18 protein-coding genes are annotated in these 16,528 nt (G+C 69.1%); all 18 read left to right on the forward strand.

Features of this window, described 5'->3' with window-relative positions; genetic code table 11:
* Positions 1–114: 114 nt before the first annotated feature.
* The 18 genes from ACZ4VK_RS32315 to ACZ4VK_RS32400 all read left to right on the forward strand — a co-directional run bounded on the left by ACZ4VK_RS32315 (position 115) and on the right by ACZ4VK_RS32400 (position 16,500).
* Positions 115–1,212 (forward strand): LCP family protein, encoded by a 1,098-nt coding sequence (locus ACZ4VK_RS32315; RefSeq protein ID WP_468359975.1) that lies wholly within the window; start codon positions 115–117, stop codon positions 1,210–1,212.
* 156 nt (positions 1,213–1,368) lie between these two features.
* Complete coding sequence (gene rpmE, locus ACZ4VK_RS32320) at positions 1,369–1,590, forward strand: 50S ribosomal protein L31 (RefSeq protein WP_030210647.1); 222 nt, start codon at positions 1,369–1,371, stop codon at positions 1,588–1,590.
* Between the two features lie 98 nt (positions 1,591–1,688).
* On the forward strand, positions 1,689–2,765 hold the full coding sequence (prfA, locus tag ACZ4VK_RS32325; RefSeq protein WP_468359978.1) for a peptide chain release factor 1: 1,077 nt from the start codon (positions 1,689–1,691) through the stop codon (positions 2,763–2,765).
* 50 nt (positions 2,766–2,815) lie between these two features.
* Positions 2,816–3,661 carry a peptide chain release factor N(5)-glutamine methyltransferase gene (prmC, locus tag ACZ4VK_RS32330; RefSeq protein ID WP_158990488.1) on the forward strand — a complete coding sequence of 282 codons (846 nt, stop codon included), beginning with the start codon at positions 2,816–2,818 and terminating at the stop codon, positions 3,659–3,661.
* A gap of 52 nt (positions 3,662–3,713) precedes the next feature.
* Positions 3,714–4,361 carry an L-threonylcarbamoyladenylate synthase gene (locus ACZ4VK_RS32335; protein ID WP_468359982.1) on the forward strand — a complete coding sequence of 216 codons (648 nt, stop codon included), beginning with the start codon at positions 3,714–3,716 and terminating at the stop codon, positions 4,359–4,361.
* A gap of 28 nt (positions 4,362–4,389) precedes the next feature.
* Positions 4,390–5,037: an arsenate reductase/protein-tyrosine-phosphatase family protein gene (locus ACZ4VK_RS32340; protein ID WP_468359984.1), complete on the forward strand. Its 648-nt coding sequence runs from the start codon at positions 4,390–4,392 to the stop codon at positions 5,035–5,037.
* A gap of 109 nt (positions 5,038–5,146) precedes the next feature.
* Positions 5,147–6,394: a serine hydroxymethyltransferase gene (locus ACZ4VK_RS32345; protein WP_468359987.1), complete on the forward strand. Its 1,248-nt coding sequence runs from the start codon at positions 5,147–5,149 to the stop codon at positions 6,392–6,394.
* Positions 6,395–6,512: 118 nt separating this feature from the next.
* Positions 6,513–7,826 (forward strand): MraY family glycosyltransferase, encoded by a 1,314-nt coding sequence (locus tag ACZ4VK_RS32350; protein WP_468359991.1) that lies wholly within the window; start codon positions 6,513–6,515, stop codon positions 7,824–7,826.
* Positions 7,827–8,088: 262 nt separating this feature from the next.
* Positions 8,089–8,502 (forward strand): hypothetical protein, encoded by a 414-nt coding sequence (locus tag ACZ4VK_RS32355; RefSeq protein WP_468359994.1) that lies wholly within the window; start codon positions 8,089–8,091, stop codon positions 8,500–8,502.
* Positions 8,503–8,727: 225 nt separating this feature from the next.
* On the forward strand, positions 8,728–9,537 hold the full coding sequence (atpB, locus tag ACZ4VK_RS32360; RefSeq protein ID WP_468359997.1) for a F0F1 ATP synthase subunit A: 810 nt from the start codon (positions 8,728–8,730) through the stop codon (positions 9,535–9,537).
* A gap of 91 nt (positions 9,538–9,628) precedes the next feature.
* Complete coding sequence (gene atpE / locus ACZ4VK_RS32365) at positions 9,629–9,895, forward strand: ATP synthase F0 subunit C (RefSeq protein ID WP_468360000.1); 267 nt, start codon at positions 9,629–9,631, stop codon at positions 9,893–9,895.
* Positions 9,896–9,936: 41 nt separating this feature from the next.
* Positions 9,937–10,482 carry a F0F1 ATP synthase subunit B gene (locus ACZ4VK_RS32370; protein ID WP_389681993.1) on the forward strand — a complete coding sequence of 182 codons (546 nt, stop codon included), beginning with the start codon at positions 9,937–9,939 and terminating at the stop codon, positions 10,480–10,482.
* Complete coding sequence (locus ACZ4VK_RS32375; protein WP_468360003.1) at positions 10,479–11,294, forward strand: F0F1 ATP synthase subunit delta; 816 nt, start codon at positions 10,479–10,481, stop codon at positions 11,292–11,294. The genes ACZ4VK_RS32370 and ACZ4VK_RS32375 overlap by 4 nt, the downstream gene beginning before the upstream one ends.
* A 148-nt stretch (positions 11,295–11,442) precedes the next feature.
* Positions 11,443–13,041 carry a F0F1 ATP synthase subunit alpha gene (gene atpA / locus ACZ4VK_RS32380; RefSeq protein ID WP_468360006.1) on the forward strand — a complete coding sequence of 533 codons (1,599 nt, stop codon included), beginning with the start codon at positions 11,443–11,445 and terminating at the stop codon, positions 13,039–13,041.
* 20 nt (positions 13,042–13,061) lie between these two features.
* Positions 13,062–13,979: a F0F1 ATP synthase subunit gamma gene (locus tag ACZ4VK_RS32385; RefSeq protein WP_468360009.1), complete on the forward strand. Its 918-nt coding sequence runs from the start codon at positions 13,062–13,064 to the stop codon at positions 13,977–13,979.
* A complete protein-coding gene (atpD, locus tag ACZ4VK_RS32390) occupies positions 13,979–15,421 on the forward strand; it encodes a F0F1 ATP synthase subunit beta (protein WP_468360012.1) in 1,443 nt (480 codons plus the stop codon). Before ACZ4VK_RS32385 ends, atpD begins: the two co-directional genes overlap by 1 nt.
* Before the next feature lie 112 nt (positions 15,422–15,533).
* Positions 15,534–15,908, forward strand: coding sequence for a F0F1 ATP synthase subunit epsilon (locus ACZ4VK_RS32395; RefSeq protein ID WP_024761909.1), 375 nt, complete (start codon positions 15,534–15,536; stop codon positions 15,906–15,908).
* A 145-nt stretch (positions 15,909–16,053) separates the two neighbouring features.
* Complete coding sequence (locus ACZ4VK_RS32400) at positions 16,054–16,500, forward strand: DUF2550 domain-containing protein (protein ID WP_189834231.1); 447 nt, start codon at positions 16,054–16,056, stop codon at positions 16,498–16,500.
* Positions 16,501–16,528: the final 28 nt, after the last annotated feature.

The following is a 16,528-nucleotide window of genomic DNA, read 5'->3' on the forward strand; positions in this document are numbered from 1 at the left end:
GGTGGGCGCAGTGTTGTGTCCGGCCCTGTGCACCCCACACCTCACAGGTCCGTATGCAACCCTTTCGGGCGCTTCCCCGTCACACATGGTGAACCTAGGGCCCGAGGGATGACGATGACCCAGCAGAACAAGAGCGGCCGCATACCCGGCGCGGGAAGCGGCCACCGCCGCAAGCCGCGCGACAGGCGTGGCCGGGGACTCGCGATCCTGGGCGCGGGGGCCGCCGCCGTCCTCGTCCTCGGCGGCGCCGGAATCGGCTACGTGTACGTCAAGCTCGACGGCAACATCAAGGGCGTCGACATCAACGCCCAGCTGGGCACCGACCGCCCCGACGACGTCGACGACGGCTCCATGGACATCCTCGTCCTCGGCTCCGACTCACGCTCCGGCGACAACGGCGCCTACGGCAGGGACGAGGGCGGCGCCCGCTCCGACACCGCGATGGTCGTCCACGTCCACGAGGGCCACAAGAAGGCGAGCGTGGTCTCCATACCCCGCGACACCCTCGTCGACCGGCCCTCCTGCGCCGGCGGCCAGGGCGCCACCGTCGCCGGCGAGCGGCGGGCCATGTTCAACACCGCGTACGAGGCCGGCGGCCCCGCCTGCGCCGTCAAGACGGTCGAGGCGATGTCCGGCATCCGCATGGACCACTACATCGAGGTCGACTTCACCGGCTTCAAGAAGCTCATCGACGAACTCGGCGGGGTGGAGATCACCACCACCCGGGCCATCAAGGACGACAAGAGCCACCTCGACCTCGAACCCGGCCCCCACACCCTCGACGGCGAGCAGTCCCTCGGCCTCGTCCGCACCCGCAAGAGCGTCGGCGACGGCAGCGACCTCGGCCGCATCCAGCTCCAGCAGGCCTTCATGAAGGCCTTCATCGAGCAGGTCAGGGACGTCGGCGTCCTCACCGACCCCAAGAAGCTCCTCGACCTCGCCGACGCCGCGACCAAGGCCGTCACCCCCGACTCCGAACTCGACTCGGTCAAGGAACTGATGGGCTTCGCGAAGGGCCTCTCCGGCATCGGCGCCCAGAACGTCCGCATGGTCACCCTGCCCGTCGAGTACGACCCGCGCGACCCCAACCGCGTCGTCCCCCTCGAAGCCAAGGCCCGGCAGGTCTGGACGGCCCTCAAGAACGACCGGCCGATCCCCGCGTCGGCGACGAAGGACACCGCCACCGGCAAGGCCGGAGGCCTCGTGAAGTAGCCCGCGGACCCCTCAGGAGCCCGCCCGGAATACTTCCGGCCCGACCCCGGTTTTGGGAGATACGGCCGGTCCTGGCAGACTGGTACGTCGGCCCCGGTTCACGCTCACCGCAACCCGCGGAAGCGACCCGGAGCCCTCCCGAAACTAGGAGACACCTTGAAGCGCGAGATTCACCCCGAGTACGTCGAGACCCAGGTCAGCTGCACCTGTGGCGCGTCGTTCACCACCCGGAGCACGCTGACCGAGGGCACCATCCGTGCCGAGGTCTGCTCCGAGTGCCACCCGTTCTACACGGGCAAGCAGAAGATCCTCGACACCGGCGGCCGCGTGGCCCGCTTCGAGGCCCGCTTCGGCAAGGCCGGCTCCGCCGCGAAGTAGCGAGCCCCTGCGCCGGTCCACGGTCGCCCCGCGCGGGTGGCCGGGACCGGCGCTTTGCCGTCCCCGTAGCAACTGACGAAAAGACCAGGAGCCCCCCGATGTTCGAGGCGGTCGAGGAACTGGTCGGCGAGCACGCCGGCCTGGAGACGAAGCTCGCGGACCCCTCGGTCCACGCCGACCAGGCGAACGCGCGCAAGCTCAACAAGCGCTATGCCGAGCTGACCCCGATCGTCGCCACCTACCGGGCCTGGAAGCGGACCGGGGACGACATCGAGACCGCCCGGGAGTTCGCGCACGACGACCCCGACTTCGCCGCCGAGGTCAAGCAGCTGGAGAAGGAGAGGGAGGGGCTCACCGAGAAGCTCCGCCTGCTCCTCGTCCCGCGCGACCCCAGCGACGACAAGGACGTCATCCTGGAGATCAAGGCGGGCGCGGGCGGCGACGAGTCCGCGCTCTTCGCCGGCGACCTGCTCCGCATGTACCTCCGGTACGCCGAGCGCGTCGGCTGGAAGACCGAGATCATCGACGCCACCGAGTCCGAGCTCGGCGGCTACAAGGACGTCCAGGTCGCCGTGAAGACCAAGGGCGGCAACGGCGCGACCGAGCCCGGCCAGGGCGTCTGGGCACGCCTCAAGTACGAGGGCGGGGTGCACCGCGTGCAGCGCGTCCCCGCGACCGAGTCCGCCGGCCGCATCCACACCTCCGCCGCCGGTGTCCTCGTCACGCCCGAGGCCGAGGAGGTCGAGGTCGAGGTCCACGCCAACGACCTCCGCATCGACGTCTACCGCTCGTCAGGCCCCGGCGGCCAGTCGGTCAACACCACCGACTCCGCCGTGCGCATCACCCACCTGCCGACCGGCATCGTCGCCTCCTGCCAGAACGAGAAGAGCCAGCTCCAGAACAAGGAGCAGGCCATGCGCATCCTGCGGTCCCGGCTGCTCGCCGCCGCGCAGGAGGAGGCCGAGTCGAAGGCCGCCGACGCCCGCCGCAGCCAGGTCCGCACGGTCGACCGGTCCGAGAAGATCCGGACGTACAACTTCCCGGAGAACCGGATCTCCGACCACCGCGTCGGCTTCAAGGCGTACAACCTCGACCAGGTGCTCGACGGCGACCTGGACGCGATGATCCAGGCATGCGTCGACGCCGACTCGGCAGCCAAGCTCGCAGCGGCGTAAGCAGCGGCGTACGTTTCCAAGCCCCACCCCCCGCACCACGGAGGACCAGCGTGAACCTGCTGCTTGCCGAGGTGGCCCAGGCCACCCAGCGGCTGGCCGACGCCGGCGTTCCCTCACCGCGTTTCGACGCCGAGGAGCTCGCCGCGTTCGTGCACGGCGTGAAGCGGGGGGAGCTGCACAACGTCAAGGACGTGGACTTCGACGCCCGCTACTGGGAGACCGTCGCCCGCCGCGAGGCCCGCGAACCGCTCCAGCACATCACCGGACGGGCGTTCTTCCGCTACCTGGAGCTCCAGGTCGGACCCGGCGTCTTCGTGCCCCGTCCCGAGACCGAGTCGGTCGTCGGCTGGGCGATAGACGCCGTACGCGCCATGGACGTCGTCGAACCCCTCATCGTCGACCTCTGCACGGGCTCCGGGGCCATCGCCCTCGCCATGGCCCAGGAGGTGCCACGCTCGCGCGTGCACGCCGTCGAGCTCTCCGACGACGCCCTCGTCTGGACCCGCAAGAACGCCGAGGGCTCCCGCGTCACCGTCCACCAGGGCGACGCGCTCAGCGCCCTCCCCGAGCTCGACGGCCAGGTCGACCTGGTCATCTCCAACCCGCCGTACATCCCGCTCACCGAGTGGGAGTACGTGGCACCCGAGGCCCGCGACCACGACCCGGAGATGGCCCTCTTCTCCGGCGAGGACGGCCTCGACACCATCCGCGGCATCGAGCGCACCGCCCACCGTCTGCTGCGCCCCGGCGGCCTCGTCGTCATCGAGCACGCGGACACCCAGGGCGGGCAGGTCCCGTGGATCTTCAACGAGGAAGCCGGCTGGGCCGACGCCGCCGACCACCCCGACCTGAACAACCGGCCGCGCTTCGCGACCGCCCGCAAGGCCATGCCATGACGGGCATGACTTCTGCCATGACGAACCACGCGTACGAGGAGGCCGGGAACTGATGGCACGGCGATACGACTGCAACGAGGCGACCGACCGCGTGACCGGTCTGCGCGAAGCCGCGTCCGCCGTCCGCCGGGGCGAGCTGGTCGTGCTGCCCACCGACACCGTGTACGGGATCGGGGCGGACGCCTTCAGCAGCGAGGCCGTCGCGGACCTGCTCGCCGCCAAGGGCCGGGGCCGCAACATGCCCACGCCCGTGCTCATCGGCTCCCCGAACACCCTCCACGGCCTCGTCACGGACTTCTCCGAGCAGGCCTGGGAGCTCGTCGACGCGTTCTGGCCCGGCGCGCTCACCCTCGTCGCCCGGCACCAGCCGTCCCTCCAGTGGGACCTGGGCGACACCCGGGGCACGGTCGCCATCCGCATGCCGCTGCACCCCGTCGCCATCGAACTGCTCACCGAGGTCGGCCCGATGGCCGTCTCCTCGGCCAACCTCACCGGCCACCCGTCGCCCGAGGACTGCGACGCGGCCCAGCAGATGCTCGGCGACTCCGTCTCCGTCTACCTCGACGGCGGCCCGACCCCCGGCATCGTCCCGTCCTCCATCGTCGACGTCACGGGCAGGGTCCCGGTGCTGCTGCGCCAGGGCGCGCTGTCCCCGGAGGAGCTCCGGAAGGTCGTACCCGACCTCGAGGTGGCCCCGTGAGCGGAGCGAACAACCGAGGACCAGCACAGTGACCGCCCCTGAGGGGCGTGGCATAGCGGGGTTCGACGACAGCAACACCTTCCGCATCCTCCACGTCAGCACCGGCAACGTCTGCCGCTCGCCCATCACCGAGCGGCTGACCCGCCATGCCCTGAGCGACCGCCTCGGCGACCCTCTCGGCGGCGGCCTGATCGTGGAGAGCGCGGGCACCTGGGGCCACGAGGGCGCTCCGATGGAGGCCAACGCGGAGCTGGTCCTCGCCGACTTCGGCGCGGACTACAGCGGCTTCGTGGGGCGCGAGCTCCTCGACGAGCACGTCATCCGCGCGGACCTGGTCCTGACGGCGACCCGCGACCACCGGGCCCAGGTCATCTCGATGGGCCACTCGGCGGGCCTGCGCACCTTCACCCTGAAGGAGTTCACCCGCCTGGTCCGCGCGATCGACCCGGCCACGCTCCCCGACGCCCACGACGAGGGCATGGTGGAACGCGCGCGCGCCCTGGTCCGCGCGGCGGCGGCTCTACGCGGGTGGCTCCTGGCCCCGTCGGTCGACGCGGACGAGGTCAACGACCCGTACGGAGCGCCGATCACGTTCTTCCGCTCGATCGGTGACGAGATCAACCAGGCACTGGACCCGGTGGTGACGGCGTTGACGGGCGTACGGGCACGCAACTGACGGCGCCGGGAGGCGTACGGGCACGGGACTGACGGCGCCGGGGGGGCGTACGGGCGGCGGGGCTGCGGCTCGACGGGCGGCTCGGAGGGGGCGTGTCTACATTGGTGGCATGTCGGTCACCGCTCCACCCGCCGAGGAACTCGACGTCCTGCGCCGGCAGGACCCGGAGATCGCCGACGTGCTGCTCGGCGAGGGGCGTCGGCAGGCCGAGTGCCTGCAGTTGATCGCCGCGGAGAACTTCACCTCGCGCGCCGTCCTCGCCGCCCTCGGCTCCCCGCTCGCCAACAAGTACGCCGAGGGCTATCCCGGCGCCCGTCACCACGGCGGCTGCGAGTACGCGGACGCCGCCGAGCGGATCGCCGTGGAGCGGGCCACCGCGCTCTTCGGGGCCGACCACGCGAACGTCCAGGCCCACTCGGGCTCCTCGGCCGTCCTGGCGGCGTACGCGGCCCTTCTCAGGCCCGGTGACACGGTCCTCGCCATGGGCCTGAACCACGGCGGGCACCTCACGCACGGTTCACCCGCGAACTTCTCCGGGCGCTGGTTCGACTTCGTCCCGTACGGCGTGGACGCCGAGACCGGCCTCGTCGACTACGAACAGGTCGCCGCGCTCGCCCGCCACCACCGCCCCAAGGCGATCGTCTGCGGCTCGATCTCCTACCCCCGCCACGTCGACCACGCGGTCTTCCGCGAGATCGCCGACGAGGTCGGCGCCTATCTCATCGCCGACGCGGCCCACCCGATCGGTCTCGTCGCCGGGGGAGCGGCCCCCAGCCCCGTCCCGTACGCCGACGTGGTCTGCGCGACCACCCACAAGGTGCTGCGGGGTCCGCGCGGCGGAATGATCCTCTGCGGCGAGGACCTCGCGGGGCGGATCGACCGCGCGGTGTTCCCGTTCACGCAGGGCGGCGCCCAGATGCACACGATCGCGGCGAAGGCGGTGGCCTTCGGCGAGGCGTCCACCCCGGCGTTCACCGCGTACGCCCATCAGGTGGTCGAGAACGCCCGGGTCCTCGCCGCCGCGCTCGCCGCCGAGGGCTTCCACGTGACCACCGGCGGCACCGACACCCACCTCATCACCGCCGACCCCGCCCCCCTCGGAGTCGAGGGCCGCACCGCGCGCGCCCGGTTCGCCGCGGCCGGCATCGTGCTCGACACCTGCGCCCTGCCCCACGGGGAGGCGCGCGGCATCCGGCTCGGCACCGCCGCCGTCACCACCCAGGGCATGGGCACCCCGGAGATGGCCCGGATCGCCGCGTTGTTCACCGCCGCGCTGCGGGACGACGCCGCGGAGACCGCCCGGGTACGGGCCGAGGTACGGGCTCTGACCGGGCGATTTCCCCCGTATGGACGGTGAGGAAAGATCCGGGAAAGGCCGAACGCAACCGTTCGGGCGACCCGCGTGTCTCCCAGCACATGGACGGCACGGCTAGGGTGTGGGGCTGAGATGGCCAGCGATTCCTGTGGGGCAGCCCGTGCGTGATTACCTGCTGACGCTCTGTGTCACGGCCGCGGTGACCTATCTGCTCACCGGTCCGGTGCGGAAGTTCGCCATCGCGACCGGGGCGATGCCGGAGATCCGCGCCCGCGACGTACACCGAGAACCGACACCGCGGCTCGGTGGCATCGCCATGTTCTTCGGGCTGTGCGCGGGACTCCTCGTCGCCGACCACCTGCAGAACCTGAACAGCGTCTTCGAGCTCTCCAACGAGCCGCGCGCGCTGCTCTCCGGTGCCGCCCTGATCTGGCTGATCGGCGTCCTCGACGACAAGTTCGAGCTGGACGCGCTGATCAAGCTGGGCGCGCAGATGATCTCGGCGGGCGTGATGGTCGCGCAGGGTCTGACGATCCTGTGGCTGCCGATCCCGGGTGTCGGCGTGGTCTCCCTGACCCCCTGGCAGGGCACGCTCCTGACCGTCGCCCTGGTCGTCCTCACCATCAACGCCGTCAACTTCGTCGACGGTCTCGACGGCCTCGCCGCCGGCATGGTCTGCATCGCCGCCGCCGCCTTCTTCCTGTACGCGTACCGCCTCTGGTACGGCTACACGATCGAGGCCGCCGCCCCCGCCACGCTCTTCACCGTCATCCTCATGGGCATGTGCCTGGGCTTCCTGCCGCACAACATGCACCCGGCGCGGATCTTCATGGGCGACTCGGGATCGATGCTGATCGGTCTGATCCTGGCGGCCTCCGCCATCTCGATCACCGGCCAGGTCGACCCGGACGCGCTGAAGATCTTCGAGGGCTCGACCCGTGAGGCCACCCACGCCGCCCTGCCGGTCTTCATCCCGCTGCTGCTGCCGCTGACGATCATCGCGATCCCGATGGCGGACCTGGTCCTGGCGATCGTGCGCCGCACCTGGAAGGGCCAGTCGCCGTTCGCGGCCGACCGCGGGCACCTCCACCACCGGCTCCTGGAGATCGGGCACTCGCACAGCCGCGCCGTGCTGATCATGTACTTCTGGTCGGCGCTCATCGCCTTCGGGACGCTGGCGTACTCGGTCCACTCCGCCTCGATGTGGATCGTCCTGTGCGTCGTCGGGCTGAGCGCGATCGGTCTGGTGCTGCTCCTGATGCCGCGCTTCACGCCGCGCGCGCCCCGCTGGGCGGAGTCGGTCGTACCGCCCCGCTACCGCCGCCGCAAGCGGATTCCCGTCGTGGAGGCCGCTCCGGAGCCCGTCGCGGTCGAGGAGGAGCGCGTTCCGGTGCCGGCGGGCCTCAACGGCTCCACGGCCATCGGCAACCGCGCGCGCTTCACCGACCGGCGGAAGGCCGGAACGCCAAGTTGACGAAAGCCGCATTCGTGGCCGTTACCAGACAACATGCCCTACTGTCGCGCACACACGCGCGGAGTAACTCTCATGTGTGACAGTTGGCACACCTTCTGGGTAAAGACCTATTCAAATAGTTTGTGATACGGTTCACGAGACCCGGCGACAGAGCCGAAAGACCGTAGTGCGACGGTCCGTTGGCCCCGAGACCCACCTCGGACCGGGCTTACGCTCGTCCATGACGACACCATCGCCCCCTTCAGCAAGCGGAGACACCGCCATGCCGTCCAACGACGCACGCATCCTTCTGCACACCGTTGTACCCACCGCAGCCGTCGGCGTCGTCGCCACGGTCGTCAGCGGGGTGGTCGCCGGTGGCAAGGGTGCGATCGGCGCGGTCGTCGGCACCCTGGTGGTCATCCTCTTCATGGGGATCGGGCAGCTGGTTCTCCAGCGGACGGCGAAGTCGTTCCCGCACCTCTTCCAGGCCATGGGGCTCATGCTCTACACGGCCCAGCTGCTGGTGCTCTTCATCTTCCTGGCCTTGCTCAAGAACACCACGCTGTTCGACTTCAAGGCCTTCGCCTTCACGCTGCTCGCGACGACCGTGGTGTGGGTCGCCGCACAGGCCCGGGCCTACATGAAGGCCAAGATCACGTACATCGACCCCGGAAACACGGGGTCGAAGTCGTGAAGGGTAGGGCCGGGATAAAGCCGCGTCCGGCTTCCTGCTATCGTCCGGTGCCAACTGCGGCACTGCGGGCGCGGGCATCCGAAGCGGCGCCTGTCCCAGCGCGAGGCTCGATGCCGAACCGCCGCCCCCTTATCCGTAAGACCAGTCCAGTGCCGACCCGCGGCTGCGTGCCGCGCCGACACAACGAGGTTGCCGTACCTATGCGCCACGCTGAAGGAGCCCGCGGTGAGTGCTGACCAGACGCTTGCCTTCGACCCGGATTGCCACATCTTCAGTGGATGTGGCTTCCCGGCGCCGGGCCTGCACACGTTCATGTACGAGCCCATCGCCACGGTGGCCGGCATCGAGATCACCAAGCCGATGCTGCTCGCCCTTCTCGGCTCCATCGTGATCGTCGGGTTCTTCTGGGCCGCCTTCAACAAGCCCAAGCTGATCCCCGGCAAGCTGCAGATGGTCGGCGAGGCCGGATACGACTTCGTGCGCCGCGGCATCGTCTACGAGATCATCGGCAAGAAGGACGGCGAGAAGTACGTCCCCTTCATGGTGTCGCTGTTCTTCTTCGTCTGGATCATGAACCTCTGGTCGATCGTTCCGCTCGCCCAGTTCCCGGTCACGTCGCTGATCGCCTTCCCGGCCGGTCTCGCGCTGATCGTGTACGTGATGTGGATCTCGCTCACCTTCAAGAAGCACGGCTTCGTGGGTGGCTGGAAGAACATCGTCGGCTACGACAAGTCCCTCGGCGCGATCCTCCCGATGGTCGTCGTACTCGAGTTCTTCTCGAACCTCATCATCCGGCCCTTCACGCACGCGGTGCGACTGTTCGCGAACATGTTCGCCGGTCACCTGCTCATCGTGATGTTCACGCTGGCCACCTGGTACCTCATGAACGGCCTCGGCTTCGTCTACGCCGGCGCCTCCTTCGTGATGGTCCTCGTGATGACGGCGTTCGAGCTCTTCATCCAGGCCGTCCAGGCGTACGTCTTCGTGCTCCTGGCCTGCAGCTACATCCAGGGCGCGCTCTCCGAGCACCACTGAGCCCGACCCGGGACGTAGTCCCACCCCCCGAACCAGCAGACGTCCGGTGGCCAACCCCCACCGGGTCATTGAAAGAGAAGGAAGTATCGGCATGTCCGCTGCTCTCGAACTGGTCAACCTCGCCGCCCCCGGTGACTCCGCCAAGTCGACCCTCGTCGGCAACGTCGCGTCCATCGGCTACGGCCTGGCCGCGATCGGCCCCGGCGTCGGCGTCGGCATCATCTTCGGTAACGGTACGCAGGCCCTCGCCCGCCAGCCTGAGGCCGCCGGTCTGATCCGCACCAACCAGATCATGGGCTTCGCCTTCTGTGAGGCGCTCGCCCTCATCGGCATCGTCATGGGCTTCGTCTACCAGTAAGCCGGACCGACTGCCCGATTCTTTTTACGGAAGGCACTGATGTGAACGCTCTGCTTCTTGCGGCGGCGGAGGAGCCCCAGCCTCCTCTGCTCCCGCATCTCGACGAGCTCGTCATCGGCCTGATCGCCTTCGTCATCGTCTTCGGCTTCCTCGCCAAGAAGCTCCTCCCGAACATCAACAAGGTTCTGGAGCAGCGTCGCGAGGCCATCGAGGGTGGCATCGAGAAGGCCGAGTCGGCCCAGATCGAGGCTCAGAGTGTGCTGGAGCAGTACAAGGCCCAGCTCGCCGAGGCCCGCCACGAGGCCGCGCGTCTTCGCCAGGAGGCGACGGAGCAGGGCACCGCGATCATCCAGGAGATGAAGGCGGAAGGCCAGCGCCAGCGCGAGGAGATCATCGCGGCCGGCCACACGCAGATCGAGGCCGACCGCAAGGCCGCCTCTGCCTCGCTGCGTCAGGACGTGGGCAAGCTCGCCACCGACCTGGCCGGCAAGCTGGTCGGCGAGTCCCTCGAGGACACCGCCCGCCAGAGCCGCACGATCGACCGCTTCCTCGACGAGCTCGAGGAGAAGGCCGAGGCCGTCCGATGAACGGAGCGAGCCGCGAGGCACTGGCCGCCGCCCGTGAGTCCCTCGACGCGCTGACCGACAACACCTCGGTCGACGCGACGAAGCTCTCGGACGAGCTGGCCGCCGTCACCGTGCTGCTCGACCGCGAGGTGTCGCTGCGCCGGGTCCTGACCGACCCCGCGCAGCCGGGTGAGGCCAAGGCCGAGCTCGCGCAGCGACTCCTGAGCGGTCAGGTGGACGGCGTGACCCTCGACCTGGTGTCCGGCATGGTGCGTTCCCGCTGGTCGCGTTCGCGTGACCTGGTCGACGCGGCCGAGGAGCTGGCGAACACCGCCGACCTCACCGCGGCGCAGAAGGCGGGCGCGCTCGACGGCGTCGAGGACGAGCTGTTCCGGTTCGGCCGGATCGTGTCCTCCAGCAACGAGCTCCGCTCGGCGCTGACGGACAAGGCCGCCACGGCCACCGCCAAGGGCCGGCTGCTCCGCAGCCTGCTCGGCGGCAAGGCCCACGCGACCACCGAGCGTCTGGTCCTCCGTCTGGTGACCCAGCCCCGTGGACGTAGCCTGGAAGCGGGACTCGAGTCCCTGTCCAAGCTCGCCGCGGCGCGCCGGAACCGGATGGTCGCCGTCGTCACCTCGGCGGTGCCGCTGTCGGACCAGCAGAAGCAGCGCCTCGGTGCCGTCCTGGCCAAGCTGTACGGCCGCGAGATGCACCTGAACCTGGACGTGGACCCGGCGGTCCTCGGCGGGATCACCGTGCAGGTCGGCGACGAGGTCATCAACGGGTCCATCGCGGAGCGCCTCGGCGAGGCGACCCGTCGACTCGCCGGCTGACGGCAGCCACCACAGCACAAGGCATCACAGCACCACAGCATCACCAGCGGCCCGGTTGGGCCGTGCAGAGATTGCAGAAGATTCCTGGGGGTCGGCCCCCAGACCCCTTAAGAAACTTCGGGCCCAACAAGGAGAGCAGGGAACCCAGATGGCGGAGCTCACGATCCGGCCGGAGGAGATCCGGGACGCACTGGAGAACTTCGTCCAGTCGTACCAGCCGGACGCGGCCTCGCGCGAGGAGGTCGGCACGGTCAGCCTGGCCGGTGACGGTATCGCGAAGATCGAGGGTCTTCCCTCGGCCATGGCGAACGAGCTGCTGAAGTTCGAGGACGGGACCCTGGGTCTCGCCCTGAACCTCGAAGAGCGCGAGATCGGCGCGATCGTCCTCGGCGAGTTCAGCGGTATCGAGGAGGGACAGTCGGTGCAGCGCACCGGCGAGGTCCTCTCCGTCGGTGTCGGTGAGGGATACCTGGGTCGCGTCGTCGACCCGCTCGGCAACCCGATCGACGGTCTCGGCGAGATCGCGACGGAGGGCCGTCGCGCCCTCGAGCTGCAGGCCCCGGGCGTTATGGCCCGTAAGTCGGTGCACGAGCCGATGGAGACCGGCTACAAGGCCGTCGACGCCATGACGCCGGTCGGCCGTGGCCAGCGTCAGCTGATCATCGGTGACCGTCAGACCGGCAAGACCGCGCTGTGCGTCGACACGATCATCAACCAGCGCGACAACTGGCGCTCGGGCGACGTGAACAAGCAGGTCCGCTGCATCTACGTCGCCGTCGGCCAGAAGGGCTCGACCATCGCGTCCGTTCGCGGCGCCCTGGAAGAGGCCGGTGCGCTCGAGTACACGACGATCGTCGCCGCCCCGGCGTCCGACCCGGCCGGCTTCAAGTACCTGGCGCCGTACACCGGTTCCGCCATCGGTCAGCACTGGATGTACCAGGGCAAGCACGTCCTGATCGTCTTCGACGACCTGTCGAAGCAGGCCGACGCCTACCGCGCCGTGTCGCTGCTGCTGCGCCGCCCGCCGGGCCGTGAGGCCTACCCGGGTGACGTCTTCTACCTGCACTCGCGTCTCCTCGAGCGCTGCGCGAAGCTCTCGGACGAGCTGGGTGCCGGTTCGATGACCGGTCTTCCGATCGTCGAGACCAAGGCGAACGACGTGTCGGCGTTCATCCCGACCAACGTCATCTCCATCACCGACGGCCAGTGCTTCCTGGAGTCCGACCTGTTCAACGCCGGCCAGCGTCCGGCCCTGAACGTCGGTATCTCGGTCTCCCGCGTCGGTGGCTCCGCCCAGCACAAGGCGATGAAGCAGATCTCCGGTCGCCTCCGTGTCGACCTGGCCCAGTTCCGTGAGCTGGAGGCGTTCGCCGCCTTCGGTTCCGACCTGGACGCCGCGTCGAAGGCGCAGCTGGAGCGTGGACAGCGCATGGTCGAGCTGCTCAAGCAGGCTCAGTACCAGCCGATGCCCACCGAGAACCAGGTCGTCTCCGTCTGGGCCGGTACCACCGGCAAGATGGACGACGTCCCGGTCGCCGACATCCGCCGCTTCGAGGCCGAGCTCCTGGCGTACCTGCGCCAGAACCACTCGGGTCTCATGACCTCCATCCGTGAGGGCGGCAAGATGTCCGACGACACCCTGCAGTCCGTCGGTGACGCCATCGCGGAGTTCAAGAAGCAGTTCGAGACCTCTGACGGCAAGCTGCTGGGCGAGGACGCTCCTGCCGCCGTCAACGTCTCGAAGTGACGACGGAAGGGACCTGACTCATGGGAGCGCAGCTCCGGGTCTACAAGCGTCGCATCAAATCCGTCACCGCGACGAAGAAGATCACCAAGGCGATGGAGATGATCGCCGCCTCGCGTGTCGTCAAGGCGCAGCGCAAGGTGCAGGCGTCGACTCCGTACGCGACCGAGCTGACGCGAGCGGTCACGGCGGTGGCCACGGGTGCCAATGACAAGCACCCGCTGACCACCGAGGCGGAGAACCCGGTTCGCGCCGCGGTCCTGCTCCTCTCGAGCGACCGCGGTCTGGCCGGCGCCTTCAACTCCAACGCCATCAAGGCGGCGGAAAGGCTGACGGCGAAGCTGGAGGGCGAGGGCCGCGAGGTCACCGTCTATGTCGTCGGCCGTCGTGGTATCGCGCACTACAACTTCCGTGAGCGGAAGCTGGCCGGTACGTGGACCGGGTTCACGGACCAGCCGTCGTACGGCGACGCCAAGACGATCGCGGCTCCGCTGATCGAGGCGATCGAGCAGGACACGGCGGAGGGTGGTGTGGACGAGCTCCACATCGTCTACACCGAGTTCGTCTCGATGATGACGCAGACGGCGGTCGAGGCCCGGCTGCTGCCCCTCAGCCTCGACGAGGTGGCGAAGGAGGCCGGCGGCACGGACACGCTCCGTCCGCTGTACGACTTCGAGCCGTCGGCGGAGGACGTCCTCGACGCCCTGCTGCCCCGGTACGTCGAGAGCCGTATCTACAACGCGCTGCTCCAGTCGGCTGCCTCCAAGCACGCCGCCACGCGCCGCGCGATGAAGTCGGCGACCGACAACGCGGGAGACTTGATCAACAACCTCTCCCGACTTGCCAACGCGGCCCGCCAGGCCGAAATCACCCAGGAAATCAGCGAGATCGTCGGTGGCACCGCAGCCCTGGCCGACGCGACCGCGGGGAGTGACAAGTAATGACGACCACTGTTGAGACGGCCGCCGCCACGGGCCGCGTCGCCCGGGTCATCGGCCCGGTCGTCGACGTGGAGTTCCCCGTCGACGCGATGCCGGAGATCTACAACGCGCTGCACGTCGAGGTTCCGGACCCGGCCGAGGAGGGCGCGACCAAGACGCTGACCCTCGAGGTCGCCCAGCACCTCGGTGACGGCATCGTCCGCACCATCTCGATGCAGCCCACCGACGGCCTGGTCCGCCAGGCCCCGGTGACCAACACCGGCACCGGCATCACCGTGCCCGTCGGCGACGTCACCAAGGGCCGAGTGTTCAACACGCTCGGTCAGGTGCTGAACGACGACGAGTCCACGGTGGCCGGCGCGCCGCGCTGGACGATCCACCGCAAGGCCCCGGCCTTCGACCAGCTCGAGTCCAAGACCGAGATGTTCGAGACCGGCCTGAAGGTCGTCGACCTTCTCACCCCGTACGTCAAGGGTGGAAAGATCGGTCTGTTCGGTGGCGCCGGTGTCGGCAAGACCGTTCTGATCCAGGAAATGATCGTCCGTGTGGCCAAGCTGCACGACGGTGTCTCCGTCTTCGCGGGCGTCGGCGAGCGCACCCGTGAGGGCAACGACCTCATGGTCGAGATGGAGGAGGCCGGCGTTCTCGACAAGACCGCGCTGGTCTTCGGCCAGATGGACGAGCCCCCGGGCACCCGTCTGCGCGTGGCCCTCGCCGGTCTGACCATGGCGGAGTACTTCCGCGATGTGCAGAAGCAGGACGTGCTGTTCTTCATCGACAACATCTTCCGCTTCACCCAGGCCGGCTCCGAGGTCTCGACCCTGCTCGGCCGCATGCCCTCCGCGGTGGGTTACCAGCCGAACCTGGCCGACGAGATGGGTCTCCTCCAGGAGCGCATCACGTCGACCCGTGGTCACTCGATCACCTCGATGCAGGCGATCTACGTCCCCGCGGACGACCTGACCGACCCGGCTCCGGCCACCACCTTCGCCCACCTCGACGCGACGACGGTTCTCTCCCGTCCGATCTCCGAGAAGGGCATCTACCCGGCCGTGGACCCGCTGGACTCCACGTCCCGGATCCTGGACCCGCGCTACATCGCGCAGGAGCACTACGACGCCGCCACGCGCGTCAAGGGAATCCTGCAGAAGTACAAGGACCTCCAGGACATCATCGCGATCCTCGGTATCGACGAGCTGAGCGAGGAGGACAAGCTCGTTGTCCACCGCGCCCGCCGTGTCGAGCGCTTCCTGTCCCAGAACACCCACGCGGCGAAGCAGTTCACCGGTGTGGACGGTTCGGACGTTCCGCTCGACGAGTCGATCGCCGCGTTCAACGCGATCTGCGACGGTGAGTACGACCACTTCCCCGAGCAGGCCTTCTTCATGTGTGGTGGTCTCGAGGACCTCAAGAAGAACGCCAAGGAACTCGGCGTCTCCTGAGCCCCGTGCTCGCCCGAGTGGGGGCGGGATCCGTCCCGCCCCCGCTCCACGCCCACTAGAATTGACCCCAACACCCGGCAGACCCGCCGGGTGGTGACCCGAGGAGCCACCCTTGGCTGCTGAGCTGCACGTCGAGCTGGTCGCCGCGGACCGGAGTGTCTGGTCCGGCGAGGCCACCCTGGTCATCGCGCGTACCACCTCCGGCGACATCGGCGTCATGCCCGGCCACCAGCCGCTGCTCGGTGTGCTGGAGTCGGGCCCGGTGACCATCCGTACGAGCGAGGGCGCGACTGTCGTCGCCGCCGTCCATGGCGGATTCATCTCGTTCGCCGACGACAAGCTGTCTCTGCTCGCGGAGATCTGCGAGCTGGCGGACGAGATCGACGCCCAGCGCGCCGAGCGTGCGCTGGAGCGTGCGAAGTCGGACTCCGACGCCGCCGCCGAGCGGCGCGCCGACGTCCGGCTGCGCGCGGTAGCGGTCCGTTAAGGTCCGCGCCGAGCAGTAGTGCCCTCAGCCGCGGCACGATCCGGAATTTTCCGGACCGTGCCGCGGCTGAGGCGATGCATATGCAGGTTGTATTCGGTTCTGCCGGCGGTGCCGGCTACGGGACGCAGCGAGGAGGTCGGTGAAGATGTTCCTCGCTCTGCTCGTGTGCGGCCTGGTCGTCGCACTGGTGGTGATCGGGCTCTTCGTCTTCGGATTGCGCCGGCGGCTGATCCAGCGCGCCGGCGGCACCTTCGACTGTTCCCTGCACTGGAACGTCCCGGACGATCCGGACCCGAGCGGCAAGGGCTGGGTGTACGGCGTCGCCCGTTACAGCGGTGACGAGATCGCCTGGTTCCGTGTCTTCTCGTACGCGCCCCGCCCGCGCCGTGTCCTGGAGCGCTCGTCCATCGTGGCTCTGGAGCGCCGGATGCCGGAGGGCGAGGAGGAGCTCGCGCTGCTCTCCGACGCGGTGATCCAGCCCTGTATGTACGAGGGCGTGCGTCTGGAGCTCGCGATGAGCGAGGACGCGCGGACCGGTTTCATGGCCTGGCTGGAGGCGGCGCCGCCCGGCCAGAGGGTGAACGTCGCGTAGGGCTGGAAGAAGCGGGGGACGGCGTGCT

It is taken from the genome of Streptomyces sp. NPDC028711, assembly GCF_055565415.1.

Bases quoted from the DNA above. Each gene is read 5' to 3' on its own strand.
- prfA (WP_468359978.1), top strand. From the start codon at position 1,689: ATGTTCGAGGCGGTCGAGGAACTGGTCGGCGAGCACGCCGGCCTGGAG.
- ACZ4VK_RS32345 (WP_468359987.1), top strand. From the start codon at position 5,147: ATGTCGGTCACCGCTCCACCCGCCGAGGAACTCGACGTCCTGCGCCGG.
- ACZ4VK_RS32315 (WP_468359975.1), top strand. From the start codon at position 115: ATGACCCAGCAGAACAAGAGCGGCCGCATACCCGGCGCGGGAAGCGGC.
- atpE (WP_468360000.1), top strand. From the start codon at position 9,629: ATGTCCGCTGCTCTCGAACTGGTCAACCTCGCCGCCCCCGGTGACTCC.
- atpA (WP_468360006.1), top strand. From the start codon at position 11,443: ATGGCGGAGCTCACGATCCGGCCGGAGGAGATCCGGGACGCACTGGAG.
- ACZ4VK_RS32375 (WP_468360003.1), top strand. From the start codon at position 10,479: ATGAACGGAGCGAGCCGCGAGGCACTGGCCGCCGCCCGTGAGTCCCTC.
- atpD (WP_468360012.1), top strand. From the start codon at position 13,979: ATGACGACCACTGTTGAGACGGCCGCCGCCACGGGCCGCGTCGCCCGG.
- ACZ4VK_RS32355 (WP_468359994.1), top strand. From the start codon at position 8,089: ATGCCGTCCAACGACGCACGCATCCTTCTGCACACCGTTGTACCCACC.
- ACZ4VK_RS32385 (WP_468360009.1), top strand. From the start codon at position 13,062: ATGGGAGCGCAGCTCCGGGTCTACAAGCGTCGCATCAAATCCGTCACC.
- ACZ4VK_RS32335 (WP_468359982.1), top strand. From the start codon at position 3,714: ATGGCACGGCGATACGACTGCAACGAGGCGACCGACCGCGTGACCGGT.
- ACZ4VK_RS32400 (WP_189834231.1), top strand. From the start codon at position 16,054: ATGTTCCTCGCTCTGCTCGTGTGCGGCCTGGTCGTCGCACTGGTGGTG.